Origin of the sequence: Pseudovibrio sp. Ad13, assembly GCF_001623225.1 — a bacterium.
Taxonomy (GTDB): Bacteria; Pseudomonadota; Alphaproteobacteria; order Rhizobiales; family Stappiaceae; genus Pseudovibrio.
This window is the reverse complement of the sequence record NZ_LMCC01000005.1, coordinates 507,655-521,397: the sequence shown is the minus strand read 5'-3', so window position 1 is coordinate 521,397 and position 13,743 is coordinate 507,655. Positions and strand designations below refer to the sequence as shown.

Sequence of the window (13,743 nt, the reverse complement as noted above, 5' to 3'; positions counted from 1 at the left end):
CGTTGCCAACAAAAAAGGCGCTCCAAAGAGCGCCTTTTTTCGTAGATCAACTCGAAGAATCCCTAGCCAGCAATGCTTTGCCACTGACCTGCTTCGATCTTTGCCGCTGCAATGACTGCCTGTGTCCGACTTTCAACGCCAAGCTTCTGCAAAATAGCAGAAACATGCGCTTTTACAGTCGCTTCCGATACAGACAATTCATAGGCGATCTGCTTGTTCAGCAAACCTTGCGAAAGCATCATCAACACGCGCACTTGCTGCGGTGTCAAAGAGGCCAGACGCTGAGCCATTTTGGTTGCTTCATCAACGGTGTTCAGGTCAATGTCTGGTGGAATCCAAACGCCTCCCTCCAGAACTACTGAAACACCATCCTGAATAACATCAATACCAAGTGACTTTGGAATATACCCGGACGCACCAAACTCAATGGCACTGCGAATTGTAGTCGGATCTTCTGTTCCGGAAACGACAACAATTGGCACACCCACATATTGAGCACGCAAGTACATTAATCCAGAGAACCCTCGCATGCCCGGCATGGACAGATCCAGAAGGATCATGTCTACGTCTTCCTCCCGATCGAGAGCAGCGGTGACTTCATCAAGGCTCCCAGCCTCGATAATCTTTACCGATGCGAACTGTTTCTCGATTGTTTGACGCATTGCACCACGGAACAGCGGGTGGTCATCAGCGATAATAAAGCGGTGGACCGCGTTGTGCACGCTGTGCTCCTCCATTTCTTGTCGTGGACTGCCTCTAATGACCTTCGATCCGTCTCGTCGAAATAAGATCATCAGATGTACAGTTTTCGACGCCTTGGGAGCTTGAACGAGATTTTCGCAGCTCTCCCAAAACGCCACGATAGATATTTTACAACCTTAGAACTCCGCAGAGTCTCAACCGGTCGCATCCCCCTATACAAAAGCATTATGCGAAACAGGGAGGTGCTGGCAAGCATGAAGTTGATTGTTTTCACTCATCTCACGCACTTTTACCACAAAACCGTCAGTAATCATTAAGATATTGCAAGAAGGCATGCATAGAACTCAAGAGTTGCTCCCAAAGTATGGGTCTCCCAAATCCTGCGGTTTTCTGTTTTCTGAACTTCGAGGATTGGGGATTAGTATTAGGTAGTAGAATTTTAGTCTAGCGGTTCGCTTGGGGGACTGTAGAGTATGTATACGTTGGGTAATCATTACTGGAGGTGGGAGTGCGTACACCAAATAGAGTCGCCTATTGGACCAAAACTCGTGCACTCATGGCTGCAACGCTCATTCTCTGGCTCATCTTCTTTGGCATCGCTGTCTATTATGGAGCACCCGGCTCTGATCCAAATGCGCCTCAAAATGAGTTGAGTGGGCTTTTGGGTTCTCTATCAAACAGTTATGTGTGGGGGTGCCTCCTGTTTTTTGTCGCCAGTATCCTGATCTCGTGGTTTTGCGGCGCACAAGACAGGCTTGATGAAAGCAACACAGGCTCTTCTCAGCAACAGGGGAGCACATCATGACACTCTCCAGCCTCGATCCTCATCCTTCACAATACAAAGGCCTTCCGCTTGCGCTTTGTCTGTTCACGCTCGCACTCTTTTTGCTGACCGGTCTACTCGCTGTTATGGAAAAAGCTGGCGTTGTTGTCGTGCTCATCGAAGCGTTGATGGCTTTGCTGCCATTGCTGGTATTTGCCATGGTGGGTATTCTGGCGCGGACGATGAAGCTCTCTGAGTATCATTGGGGCGGCAAGAATGTGCCGGCAGGCCTGACAGGTGTGACCTTAGCTGCGTGCTTTGTTGGTGGCAGCTTCTTTCCCCTGTTCCTCTCTGTGGTTTTCTTGCCAGAATACATCAGCTTCCCAATTGTTTTAGGATGGGTGAGCAGTCTTGTCTTATGTGCAGTGCTCTTTGCCTCTCCTCTCAGGAAGTTTGGTTCGGCGACGGTTCCGGAGTTTCTGGGTGTCCGTTTGCAGAGCAATTTGGTGCGGTTGATTGCCAGTGGTCTGGTTGTTCTCGTTGGTATTCCTCTCCTGTGCACCGAGATGCTGATTGGTGGTCAGGTTCTGGCAACATCTCTCAACGCGACCTCAACGACGGGCATTCTGCTCTTTTCAATGGTGTTGCTCATTTCTGTTGTGCTTGGTGGTATCAGCGGAGCTGTGTGGACACAGGCTCTGCAAGGTGTGCTGATGGTGTTTGCCTGCCTTTCGCCAGTCATCCTGCTTGGTTTAGACCAGCTAACCTCACCTATGGTTTCCGAGAATGTTGGTTTCACCAGTGTTGTCAGTACTTCGCTCACAGAGCAACTCGCCGCGATCATTGATATTGAGAATACAAGTATCGGCTGGTTCCTGATGCAGGGGCCATATGCTGGCGGTCTCTGGCCGTTGATTGGCACAGCTCTCTTCTTTGCTATTGGCATGGCTAGCCTTCCCCACCTTCTCAGCAAGTTCCAGGGAACAGGAAGTTCAGCATCTGCTCGTCGCGCTGCCGGATATTCTCTTTCTTTCCTTTTGCTCCTGATGGTTGTTGGGTCGGCCTATTTCCTGTTGCTGGCAGATGAACGGCTTCAGAACCTGCTTGGGCCGAATGCACTTGATCAGGGCCATCAAAGCGGTCTCATTGCGGCGTTGATCAGGTCTGGGATTGTTGCAGCCGCACTTGCTGCAAGTTCTGCACTCTTGATGACGCTTTCAACAAGCGTTTCGCGAGATCTCATTGAGACTTTGGTGTTGCCGCGTGCCTCACTCAACCAGAAAATCGTGCTGGCACGTGTTGTGGTTCTGGTGATCTGTGCCTTTGTCACCTATCTTGCCTATAGCGAGAGTTTGTTGTTCTTAGACATGCTGACATTGTCGCTCTCCCTTGCAGCTGCAGCCTTCTTTCCTGTGCTTGTACTTTCATGCTGGTGGAGCAGATTTCACGCAACAGCGGCATACAGTGCAATGCTCTCAGGCAGCTTGGCAACCCTGTTTTACGCTCTTGCCGTGACCAGTGGTTCCACGGGCTTCTGGTTTGGTTTTCCTGCTGAGATGGGCGGATTGCTCGGTGTGTTCTTAGGATTTGCTGTCGGAATCTCACTTTCCTACGTTACTTTTTCCGAGGATGAGCGTCATTTTTATCTGGCAAGTTTATTGGAGCAACCAGGCGAACGAGACCTCTCGATAGATCTACCTGACACTTCTGACAAGGATGAACCGGAAGAACTCATAGAGATTAAGATGTAATTTTCAGAAAGTTGTAAGTAAACTCTTACAAGCACTGACCGTCGTTTGTAGTCCATTTACGCCGATTCAAATTTACAACTTCCGCTAAGTCGAATTCAATAGAGCTGCGTCTATAGTTTATCTCCAATAGAAGCCTAGGAGAAACCTATGGACGCTTTACAACGTGCTGCCCGTGCCAGTGTTGCTCGTATCTGCGGATTTTATTGCCTCGGCGTGCTCCTGATTATGGCAGCGCTCAGCTTTGATCCGGCCAGTTCTTTCCGTACAGGCGCTATGCTTGCAATCACTCTGAGTGCTGTTCTTGTTTACAAAGCCTGGATTATGCCAAACGGTAAGCATGACGGCGATGATGCGTGGGCCTTGATCAAGGGGCAGGACAGCAGCGGGCAAGACCCAAACAAAATGCAAAGCGACGCGCTACGCACCGCCTATCATGAGTATTCCAAGCGGGCGATGGTTATCGCTCTAGGGCTCTGGTTCGTCAGCGTTGTGGCTAGTATTTCTGACTGAGGGCTGTCAGTCGTCAGGAACCAAGATAATGCAGGGTCATGGAGCGTCGATGCGGCGCTCTTCTATGTTCGATCAAGTAGATCCCCTGCCAGGTCCCCAAATCCAACTCGCCGTCGACCACCGGTATTTGCAGAGATACTCCTGTGAGCATGGTCTTGATGTGCGCAGGCATATCGTCCGGGCCTTCATAGGAATGGAGCCACCCACCATTTTCAGGCGCGAGATTTGTCAGGGCCTTTTGCAGGTCCTGCAGAACAGTCGGATCAGCATTTTCCTGTATGGTGACAGAGGCCGAAGTGTGGCGAACGAATAATGTGAGCAATCCATCTTTTAATTGGAGCGCCTTGGCCCATTCCCGGATCTCTTTGGTGACTTCATAAAAGCCCAATCCCTCCGTCATGAACACCAGTCGTCCCATGGACTGAGAAAGCTGCGTCTGACCACTATCAATGGTCCAGACTTCGCAGCTGTTCTTCGTTTTTGACCAACCCGACATGCTCGAAATCCATCCCCTTATTATTCGTTAATTAAGATCGTGTCGTTGTCATTGACGCGAGATTGCGCGACAACTTCTATAACAAACATATTGGCAACATTTTATTGTCGCTTCCGGAGAAACTACATGTCTGAGAATTTCGCTCCTCTGTCGATAAGTCAAGAGGCCGTCGCTGAAGCAAAGGCATTTAACAAGGAAATGACGGAGCAGCTGCGCGCGCTTCCTGATCCATGGAGTTTCCCCCCTACTGTCACCCGTGAACGCCGGTTACAGGGGCTTGGTGCGTTTCCTATCCCCACCTACTCGGAGCAAGCTGAAGATCTGGAGATTGAAGGGCAGCATGGTTCTATTCCCCTACGGCTCTTCAAAGCTGATAAAAACTCATCAAAAGGTGTGATAATTCATTTCCATGGTGGAGGGTTTGTTTTCGGCTCTGCTTCCTTTCAGGATCCTTATCTGGAGAACATGGCAAACAACACTGGGCTTGACGTAGTTTCAGTTGAATATCGCCTTGCTCCGGAACATCCTTTCCCGCAAGGACCAGATGATTGTGAGGCGGCTTGCCATTGGGTTTTGAATGAAGGTGCGAGCCAATATGGCTGGGATGCCTTTGCTTTGACCGGGGAAAGTGCTGGTGCGACATTGGCCCTTACGACCGCCCTGCGTCTGCGGGACAGGCATGGGATGATCCCCTTTAAGGCGTTGGTTTTGTTATCAGGTTGGTATGACATCGGGCTTACACCATCTGCCCGCCTCTGGGGTGAAGAGGTACTTTTTCCGACAACCCGTGACCTTCAAATGTTCGGGAGGCATTTTCTGCTTGGCGAGGAAAACGTGGAGGAACCAGCTGTTTCTCCTTTGTATGCCCGGCTGGAAGGATTGCCACCAACACTGCTAAGTGTAGGTACAGAAGATCCACTACTGGATGATACTTGTTTTCTCGCGTCCAGGTTGAAATCTGCTGAAGTGGAGACTTCACTTGAGGTTTATCCCCATGGATGTCATGTTTTTCAAAGTTTTGATCTTGCTCTTGCCAAGCTGAGCACCCAAAGGATAGATAGTTTTTTTCGGACGAAATTCGGTTCGACCTGACCTAATTATTAATAATTGGTGGGTTATCGCAGTAGCGCTTATGGACCGAGGCTGCACAAAGGGTTGGATATGGCAAGCTTAGAAACACTTCTCTCGTTTGTGAATACATGGGAATGCGACGAGAACGACCATTTGAACGTGCAGTTTTACTTCTCCAAATTTGAAGAAGCTGACCGTCAATTCAGAATGATGACCGGATTTAGCGAAGCACTGGTTGGTGCGCGCCGTGTTCGGCACGTGCGTTACCATGCAGAGCTGGTTGCTGCATCCCTGATTACCGTGAAGTCTTATGTGGCCTTTGACGGGCCGCACATGCTCTCTGTTGTGCATGAAATGATTGAAGGCTCCACCGGGGAGATCTGCGCAACCGCGATTGATGGCTATACGCCAAATCCTAGTTCTGCAAAGCAGTTGCGGGCGCGCTTCAAAGATGTTGAGGAGAATATCTCCAAGCCAGCGGTTCCACGTGGCATCTCTCCAAGCCCGTTCTCTGGCAAACCAACCATTGATGATTTGCTCAAGAGCGGTGCGCAGATTACTGGCCGCTCAACAGTTCTGCCACGGAATCTGAATGCTGAACAGAAAGCTGAAGACGCATTTGCACTTGCCTGCTTCTCTGATGCAGCGGCGCATGTGTGGGAGCGGACTCCGATGAACACGGCGTGGTTGGATGAGAATGAATATGGCCGGGTTGCTCTGGAGCAGAAGCTTTCCTGGATCAGCCCGCTGAAGCTGGGGGATATGGGTCTGGTGATTTCTACGCTGACCAGCGTTCAGGAAAACACCTTCACGATCCGCCATCATCTATTTGAATCTCGTACCAAGCGTTTGGCGGCGGTGTGTGATCAGGTGTCTATCAGCATGGATCTGAACAGCCGTAAGACTGTTCCTCTGACAGCAGATTTCCGCACAGCACTGGTGGCCTTACAAACACAGTAAGCTTTGCGATCAACGCGTTAAGAACCGCCTTCCTTTGAAGGCGGTTTTTTTATGCCCGCTTGTTACTGCGCTGGCTGTTCGTTTTCGCCTTTCTGGAAATCGTCTTTCATTTCTTCGACAACAGAGAAGAAACGGCGCATGGCGTTTTCGGTAAACTCCAGTGCTTCTTCCAGTTTTTGTTCTTCTTCATCGCCGAACCAGCCTTCTTCCTGTTGTTTGGCGATGGAGAGGTCGAGGCCTGCTTCGGGTTTGATGGCGGCGATGCTGGCGTCTTCGGTCAGGGTAGCAAGTGCTTCGGAGATGCGTCTAAGTTCTTGACGCATCTTGTTGTTTTCTGCTTCCAGACGGGTGATTTCGTCCTCGTAGACCATGATGCCGTCGAGGGAAGGCTGGCAGACGAGTTTTTCGGCCTTGGTGGCGCAGAGTGAGACTATCCCCGTGCGGGTGTCGAGGCGGATCAGTCCTTTATCCGTCTGCTGCATTTCAAAGCGAACGGGAACATCCTGCTCACTTTGGGCAAATGCGCTTTGTCCACTCAGCGCAAAGGTGACCGCAAGGATTCCACTGGCCAGATAAGACTGTTTCACGATTTCTTCCCATCTCTGTTTCAAATCAACGATTTAGAGCAGCTGGAGATTGCAGCGCCATACCTGCTGGCAGATATGGCTTTCAGTTTAACAGCAATCAGAGCGCCTTGACCATCCGATCAGACATAGGTGTGAAATGGGAACTACTCGAGGCTTTGATAAGGGCCGCGGCCACTTTTCAACGCATCTTCCAGAAGGTCGAGGCGGTCTTGTCCCCAAAATGGTTCGGAGTTGAGCAGATAGGTTGGTGAACCGACCGCATTTGCCGTTTCAGCCATGCGGGAGTTGACTGTGTAAGCTTCCAGCATCTCATCAGACTTTCCAGCCGTGATGAGGTTATCCGCGTCCAGACCGAGCTCATTCAGGATGGCTGTGAGGACGTTTTCATCGGCTGCGTTGAGGTCTTTTTGCCAGACCGCTTCAAAGACTTTCTGGGAATAAGTGCCAACCGGGCCGCCCTGCTCCTGCAGACGAATTGCGATGGAATCTGCCAGCGCGATGTCCGCCGGGAAATGGGCTGGCTTGTAGTTCATTGAAACGCTGCGCTTTTCTGCCCAGCGCTGAAGCTCAATAAACCGATACTTCTGGCGGGCCGGATGGCGTTTGCCCAGAGGCAAACCGCCTGTCAGCGGGAACAAGACAGCGAGATTGACTGGCCGAAAGGTCACTGTGACATCATAGTTTTCCGCGATGCGCAGAAACTCCTGATGGCCCAGATACGCCCATGGCGACAGGTGCGTATAGAAGTAATCGATCTGTGCAGTCATGATTGTTCCCCAATGTATACACTCAGCCTATCCTGTTGCAAAAACAGATAGATTTCAATGAGAAAGCCCTGTGTTGGCGTTCACAAAAACGCGCAGACCGTATGAGCAGCTGTAGAGTTTTGTTTTTACGGATGTTTATCTGAAAACCGGTCACATTGGAGTCGGATACACATCAGAACTCAGCTTTGCGTTCTTATGTGCGTTGGTTTGCGTTAAAGGCGTTTTTTGTGCGTTGGTTACAAAAAAGCCCCCAAACTTTGCAGTCGGGAGCTTCATTCTTCATTGCTGAGCCGAATTCAATCAGGCAGGCTCGTTCACAATGCTTGCGATCTTCCACCGGCCTTCGATGTTGATAAGCAGATAGTGGCAAGTGAAATCGAAGACTGCTTCGCCTTCGTCATCTTCCTGCTGCCAGTCGAGGCTGACGCTCGCGGTGGAGCCGGAGATGTGAGAGGACACCACTTCGTAGATGGAAGAGGTTACATAATGCTCGCGGTGCACTTCCAAGAGTGCTTCGATGTTCTCGCAAAGCTCTGCCTTGTCGTTGAAGACATGGCCTTCTTCCAGCTGCCAGATTACACAGGGAAATGCAAAGCAATCTGCAATCAGCCCGGCGTCATAATCCTCATAGGCATCTGCATAGCTATCAAACAACTCGGAGAGCATTAGTTCTGTTTCGTCCTGAACACTCATAGTGACTGCCCCTTTTCCCAGCTTATTGATGTGCCAGCATTTTTCACGAAGGTAAGGCTTCTGGAGCCCGTTTTCCCTTATATGCCGTGGATAGGGCTCAGTTTGCCAGTCCTTTTTTCAGAAGGAAACAAATTTCATGGGTATTTTCCGCTTTTTATGCCGATATCCCGACCACCTCACAGAATAAATCTCATGGTTTGACACCAATGGGTTGAGTGAGATCGGTTTATCCCCCTCCCTTCTCCTCTTTGCTAAAATGTTCTTGGTTTGCCCCATTTCTGATTGGCACATGTGATCATTGGTGGCAAAGTGCGCTCAACTGTTTTCAGGATCGGACCTTTTCGTCGTTTATGACAGACACCTCTCACCTTCCCTCAGTCTTTAACAACTGGTTTGGCAGCCGTGGTTGGGCTCCGCGTGCTCACCAGCTGGAGCTGTTTGAAAAGGTGACCGATGGCAACTCTGCCCTTTTGATCGCTCCGACTGGTGGCGGTAAGACACTGGCGGGCTTTTTGCCGTCACTGGTGGACCTGCATCACAAACGTCAGGCGGACAAACGCAAGGCCGGAGAAGCGAAGGCTGCTGGGACGGGTGGTCTGCACACACTTTACATGTCTCCCCTTAAAGCGTTGGCGACGGATATTCACCGGAACCTTGAAGTGCCAATTGAGGAGATGGGGCTTTCCATCAAACTGGAGACCCGTTCCGGCGATACGCCCAGCCACAAGAAGCAGCGACAGAAACGTCTTCCACCAGATATTTTGCTGACCACGCCGGAACAGATCTCGCTTCTGCTTTCTGACAAGAACGCAGAGCGGCTGTTTGCTGATCTGCACTATGTCATTTTGGATGAGTTGCACGAGCTGGTGACCTCTAAGCGCGGTGATCTGCTCGCGCTGGCTCTGACCCGTTTGCGCAAGCTGGCGCCTAACCTGCGCTGTATCGGGCTTTCAGCCACCATTGCGCACCCTGATGATCTGCGTGCCTATCTGGTGGAACAACCTTTATCGCAACAAGTTCACCATGCTGAGATTGTGAAGGCCAAAGGTGGGGCCAAGCCGCATATCAGCATCCTGGAAACACAGGAGCGTCTTCCGTGGTCTGGTCATTCCTGCATCTACGCCCTGCCGGAGATCTATGAGGAGATTAAAGCCCACACCACCACACTGGTGTTTGTAAACACGCGCTCGCAGGCAGAGCGGTTGTTTCAGGAACTTTGGCGTATCAATGAAGATACGCTGCCCATTGCGCTTCATCATGGCTCGCTGGATGTGGGACAACGCCGCAAGGTGGAAGCGCATATGGCCGCGGGCCAGCTTAAAGCCGTGGTGTGTACCTCATCGCTAGATCTGGGCATTGACTGGGGCGATATCGATCTGGTGATCAATGTGGGCGCTCCAAAGGGTGCAAGCCGACTGGCACAACGGATAGGCCGCGCCAATCACCGTATGAATGAAGCCTCCAAGGCCATTTTGGTACCCTCCAACCGGTTTGAAGTGTTGGAATGTCAGGCAGCCCTGGAAGCCTCTGAAGCAGGTGAGCAAGATACTCCTCCTCTTCGTGAGGGCGGGCTGGATGTTTTGGCTCAGCACATCATGTGCGTTGCCTGTGCTGCACCGTTTGAGCCTGAGCAGCTTTATGAAGAGGTGATCAGCAGTCAATCTTACAGGCATCTGGACTATGATCTGTTTGTGAAGGCCGTGGAGTTTGTGGCAACAGGTGGCTATGCCCTCAAAGCCTATGACAGATACGCCAAGTTGCGCCCGACCAAAGAGGGGTTGTTTCGGGTATCCCACCCGCAGTTTGCCCAGCAATATCGGCTGAACTCCGGCACGATTTTAGATGCAGCAACGCTTAAAGTACGACAGGTGAAACCACGGGGGGCCAACAGCAAGCGGCCTCTTGGGTTTGGCGGCAAGATGCTGGGAGAGATTGAAGAGTGGTTTATTGAGCAGCTTGCTGTAGGCGATACTTTTGTGTTTGCCGGTCAGGTGTTGAAGTTTGAAGGCCTTAAGGAGAGCGAGGCCTATGTGTCCCGTAGTGCTTCGCAAGACCCGAAGATCCCGAGTTATCAGGGCGGCAAGTTTCCGCTCAGCACCTATCTTGCAGAGGGCGTGCGCAACTTTGCCTCTGATCCTAACAGTTGGTCTTCTTTGCCAGGTCAGGTTCGTGAATGGTTGGAATTACAAAAAGAGAAATCACAGTTACCAGATTATGAACGTCTTCTGGTAGAGACCTTTCCGCGGAACGATAAGCACTACCTTGTGTGCTACCCGTTTGAAGGCAGATTGGCTCACCAAACGCTGGGAATGCTGCTGACACGCCGTCTTGAGCGCGCTGGCCTGCATCCTCTGGGGTTTGTGGCAACTGAGTATTCACTGGCCCTGTGGGGGCTGACAGATTTGGGCGCTACCATAAAAAGCGGGCGCTTGAAGCTGGATGATCTATTTGAAGAAGATATGCTTGGTGATGACCTTGAAGCGTGGCTTGCTGAAAGTAGTTTGATGAAACGAACCTTTAGAAATTGCGCTATGATCTCAGGTCTCGTAGAACGACGGCACCCTGGCAAAGAGAAAACCGGGCGGCAGATAACTATAAATACGGATCTTATTTATAACGTACTGCACGAACACGAGCCCGATCACCTGCTTTTACAAGCAACCTGGACGGATGCCGCTACAGGACTTCTGGATATCTCTCGTTTAGGTCACTTTCTTTCTCGTATCGACAAAAGAATCACGCATAGTGCTTTGGGTCGCGTTTCTCCTTTGGCTATTCCGGTTCTTCTTGAAATTGGGAAAGAGCCTATCTTTGGAAGTGCGACAGAAGAGCTGCTGGCGGACGCAGCAGATGATTTATTACTGGAGGCCCAATTGTGAGACTTAACAGTCAGTTGCAGCCACGAGTAGAACCGAGTTATCGTCAACCTATTCCTGTATGCCACGACTTGTCTCTCGCAAGAGAACTTGTTGGCCTTCACGACAGTGGAGCCTTGTGGTGGCCAGAAGAGCGGACCCTTGTGGTGTCCGATCTCCATCTGGAAAAAGCAGCCAGCATTGCCAAGAGCAAGGGCCTGATGCTGCCTCCTTATGATACAGCTGCCACACTGGAAAAGCTCTCCGCCCTGATCGATCTGTTCGATCCGCGTCGCGTGATCTGTCTTGGTGACAGTTTCCATGACTGCGAAAGCTCCGAGCGCATGCCTGCGGCGTATCTCGCCATGCTGGCAACCATGCAGCTGGGACGGGAGTGGATCTGGATCACTGGCAACCACGACCCTGAGATTGCCCGGCACATTTGCGGTGAGCGTTATCAAGAGCTCTCCATCAAATCCCTCAGTTTCCGGCATGAGCCGAATGAAGAGGCCGAGCGCGGCGAGATTTGCGGGCATCTGCATCCAGCCGCCAAAGTGCGCAGGATGGGCCGTACCATTCGCAGAGCCTGCTTTGCGACCAACGGCAACCGCCTTGTGTTGCCAGCCTTTGGTGCGCTGACAGGTGGCCTGAATGTGATGGACAGAGCTTTTTCTGATGTGTTTGCCGAGAAGCGGTTCTCGGTGTTCATGCTGGGCAACGGGCGATTGTTCCCATTCACTGCCTCCAAGCTCCTCAGCGAATAATAAAAAAGGGCCTTCTGATTTGAGGGCCTTTTCTTTTGTCTACCATCGATGGACGCTTTCACTTCCTAATCTTTCTTGAAGATCACGCCTGCGAGCCATCCGGTGAACAGGGCCAGAATAATGGCCAGTGCGCCGTAGACTGCCGGATGTTGCCGGGACAGGTTGAACGTCACCTGCTCAAAGCCTGTTTTCGCCACGGTCAGGACTTGCTCCTGCTGGTCCAGCAATACGCCTCCGCTGAAGAGGAAGGTCGTGACCTTGTAGTCCCCTGTCGGGATGGTGGCTGGCAGGTCCACGGTGGTGGAGAACAGGGTCGGGCTCAGGAAGTTGATGGACTTGGACATCTGCGAATAAAGGCCGTGCTGGACACGGGAGCGCAGAAACGCTGCCTTGAACGCATTGCGCTCTAACGCTGGCGCACGGGTGCCCAGGGCTGCAAGCGGCAGGTGTTCCAAACCAATGCGGTACTGTTTGAGCCAGTCGTCTGATGCGATGTTGCGCAGGTCATCCGTTGCATGGACGGCGTAGAAACTTGGGACAGCGATGTAGGTCTGTGAGGTGGCGTTGATCCAAAGGCCGACGATACGGTCCTTACGCCATGTGGTGACGCGTTCCAGCGGGCCTTCCACAACGACGACCACATCCTGATTGCCGGTTCTGGAGACGGTTTCTGCGTCTCTGGCGATCTCTCCGTAAACGAGGATCTGCGTTCCGGTGAAGTTGGAGGTGATGGCCACGTGAGAGGACGAGACGGCAGAAACGAGCTTTTCAGCCAGAGCGGGTGCGCCAGAGATGAGTGCCAGAAAGAGGACTGTCAGCAGTGTTGTGAGTGAGTGGAGCGCTCGTCTCATTTGACTGGCTCCTCAATCACGCTGACGGAATAGAGGTCTTCCGGTTCCACAATCAGATTGAACGCAAAGCGCAGGCCGACGAGCAGCACCAGCAGGCCGAGGCCGAGGCGCAGGTGTTCACCGCGCATGCCCTGCCCCACCTGAGCGCCGAACTGGGCGCCAATCACACCGCCGATCATGAGCGTCAGGGCGAGCACGATATCAACGGACTGGGTGTTGATGGCATGCAAGAAGGTTGCCACGGCCATGGTGCCGAGGATTTGCAGCAGTGAGGTGCCGATGACGATGTTGGCCGGTACGCGCAGCAGGTAAATAAGCGCTGGCACCATCATGAAGCCGCCGCCGATGCCAAGGACAGAACCTAGGAAACCGATGGAGCTGCCGATACCGAAGATCGGGATGACGCTCACATACAGTTTGGACCGGCGGAAGCGAACCTTGAACGGCAGGCCATGCACCCAGTTGTGTTGTCCGGGCTTGCGGCCAGCAGGTGCTTTCCCGCTTTTGCGGCGCATGATGGCCTTCATGGATTCACCCAGCATCAGCACGCCGATGGTGCCGAGGAAGGTGACGTAGGCCAGCGAGATCACCAGATCCAACTGCCCGAGGCTGCGCAGGATGCCGAAGATCCAGACGCCGATGGCCGAGCCGACGATACCCGAACACAGCAGAACACCAGCAAGTTTGAAGTCAATGCCCGCTTTGCGCCAGTACGACAAAACGCCGGAGGCTGAGGAGGCAACGATTTGTGTGGTGACGGTTGCAACAGAGACCGCTGGCGGAATTCCGGAGAAAATGAGCAGTGGCGTGAGCAGGAAGCCGCCACCAATGCCGAAAAGCCCTGAGAGGAACCCGACGGTTCCGCCCATGGCGAAGATCATAAAGACATTAATCGGCAGTTCTGCGATGGGTAGATAGATCTGCAAAATGGCACCGCGGGTCACTCAGGTGACCTGACAGTGCGCCCCGAGTC

The 13,743-nt window shown here is 52.1% G+C and carries 14 protein-coding genes; 7 read left to right on the top strand and 7 right to left on the bottom strand.

Annotated elements, in window-relative coordinates:
• Nucleotides 1-62: 62 nt before the first annotated feature.
• On the bottom strand, nucleotides 63-722 hold the full coding sequence (locus tag PsAD13_RS09185; protein WP_008550072.1) for a response regulator transcription factor: 660 nt from the start codon (nucleotides 720-722) through the stop codon (nucleotides 63-65).
• A 488-nt stretch (nucleotides 723-1,210) separates the two neighbouring features.
• Between PsAD13_RS09185 and PsAD13_RS09180 the strand changes: the two genes are divergently transcribed.
• The 3 genes from PsAD13_RS09180 (at nucleotide 1,211) to PsAD13_RS09170 (ending at nucleotide 3,726) form a co-directional block, all read left to right on the top strand.
• Nucleotides 1,211-1,507: a hypothetical protein gene (locus PsAD13_RS09180; RefSeq protein WP_208980478.1), complete on the top strand. Its 297-nt coding sequence runs from the start codon at nucleotides 1,211-1,213 to the stop codon at nucleotides 1,505-1,507.
• Nucleotides 1,504-3,216, top strand: coding sequence for a sodium:solute symporter (locus PsAD13_RS09175; protein WP_063317931.1), 1,713 nt, complete (start codon nucleotides 1,504-1,506; stop codon nucleotides 3,214-3,216). The genes PsAD13_RS09180 and PsAD13_RS09175 overlap by 4 nt, the downstream gene beginning before the upstream one ends.
• 147 nt (nucleotides 3,217-3,363) lie before the next feature.
• Nucleotides 3,364-3,726, top strand: a complete 363-nt coding sequence (locus PsAD13_RS09170) for a hypothetical protein (RefSeq protein WP_057464959.1) — start codon at nucleotides 3,364-3,366, stop codon at nucleotides 3,724-3,726.
• Between the two features lie 13 nt (nucleotides 3,727-3,739).
• Here PsAD13_RS09170 and PsAD13_RS09165 read toward each other — a convergent pair whose 3' ends face one another.
• Entirely contained in the window at nucleotides 3,740-4,144 is a 405-nt protein-coding gene (locus PsAD13_RS09165) for a secondary thiamine-phosphate synthase enzyme YjbQ (protein ID WP_206599618.1), read from the bottom strand.
• 204 nt (nucleotides 4,145-4,348) lie between these two features.
• On the opposite strand from PsAD13_RS09165, the gene PsAD13_RS09160 reads away from it, so the two are divergent.
• On the top strand, nucleotides 4,349-5,314 hold the full coding sequence (locus tag PsAD13_RS09160; protein WP_063317930.1) for an alpha/beta hydrolase: 966 nt from the start codon (nucleotides 4,349-4,351) through the stop codon (nucleotides 5,312-5,314).
• A 69-nt stretch (nucleotides 5,315-5,383) separates the two neighbouring features.
• Nucleotides 5,384-6,253, top strand: coding sequence for a thioesterase family protein (locus PsAD13_RS09155; RefSeq protein WP_057464956.1), 870 nt, complete (start codon nucleotides 5,384-5,386; stop codon nucleotides 6,251-6,253).
• 62 nt (nucleotides 6,254-6,315) lie between these two features.
• Here PsAD13_RS09155 and PsAD13_RS09150 read toward each other — a convergent pair whose 3' ends face one another.
• The 3 genes from PsAD13_RS09150 to PsAD13_RS09140 form a co-directional block, all read right to left on the bottom strand.
• Nucleotides 6,316-6,840 (bottom strand): hypothetical protein, encoded by a 525-nt coding sequence (locus PsAD13_RS09150; RefSeq protein WP_063317929.1) that lies wholly within the window; start codon nucleotides 6,838-6,840, stop codon nucleotides 6,316-6,318.
• A gap of 143 nt (nucleotides 6,841-6,983) precedes the next feature.
• Nucleotides 6,984-7,607 (bottom strand): 2-hydroxychromene-2-carboxylate isomerase, encoded by a 624-nt coding sequence (locus PsAD13_RS09145; RefSeq protein ID WP_063317928.1) that lies wholly within the window; start codon nucleotides 7,605-7,607, stop codon nucleotides 6,984-6,986.
• Nucleotides 7,608-7,907: 300 nt separating this feature from the next.
• Entirely contained in the window at nucleotides 7,908-8,300 is a 393-nt protein-coding gene (locus PsAD13_RS09140; protein ID WP_057464953.1) for a DUF4440 domain-containing protein, read from the bottom strand.
• Nucleotides 8,301-8,650: 350 nt separating this feature from the next.
• Here PsAD13_RS09140 and PsAD13_RS09135 point away from each other — a divergent pair, with 350 nt between their 5' ends.
• Together PsAD13_RS09135 and pdeM are read left to right on the top strand one after the other, a co-directional pair.
• On the top strand, nucleotides 8,651-11,179 hold the full coding sequence (locus PsAD13_RS09135) for a ligase-associated DNA damage response DEXH box helicase (protein WP_063317927.1): 2,529 nt from the start codon (nucleotides 8,651-8,653) through the stop codon (nucleotides 11,177-11,179).
• Between the two features lie 68 nt (nucleotides 11,180-11,247).
• On the top strand, nucleotides 11,248-11,919 hold the full coding sequence (gene pdeM, locus PsAD13_RS09130; RefSeq protein ID WP_193777037.1) for a ligase-associated DNA damage response endonuclease PdeM: 672 nt from the start codon (nucleotides 11,248-11,250) through the stop codon (nucleotides 11,917-11,919).
• Nucleotides 11,920-11,984: 65 nt separating this feature from the next.
• Here pdeM and PsAD13_RS09125 read toward each other — a convergent pair whose 3' ends face one another.
• Together PsAD13_RS09125 and PsAD13_RS09120 are read right to left on the bottom strand one after the other, a co-directional pair.
• Nucleotides 11,985-12,770: a TIGR02186 family protein gene (locus tag PsAD13_RS09125; RefSeq protein WP_063287329.1), complete on the bottom strand. Its 786-nt coding sequence runs from the start codon at nucleotides 12,768-12,770 to the stop codon at nucleotides 11,985-11,987.
• Nucleotides 12,767-13,696, bottom strand: coding sequence for a sulfite exporter TauE/SafE family protein (locus tag PsAD13_RS09120; protein ID WP_057465030.1), 930 nt, complete (start codon nucleotides 13,694-13,696; stop codon nucleotides 12,767-12,769). Before PsAD13_RS09120 ends, PsAD13_RS09125 begins: the two co-directional genes overlap by 4 nt.
• Between the last annotated feature and the right edge of the window lie 47 nt (nucleotides 13,697-13,743).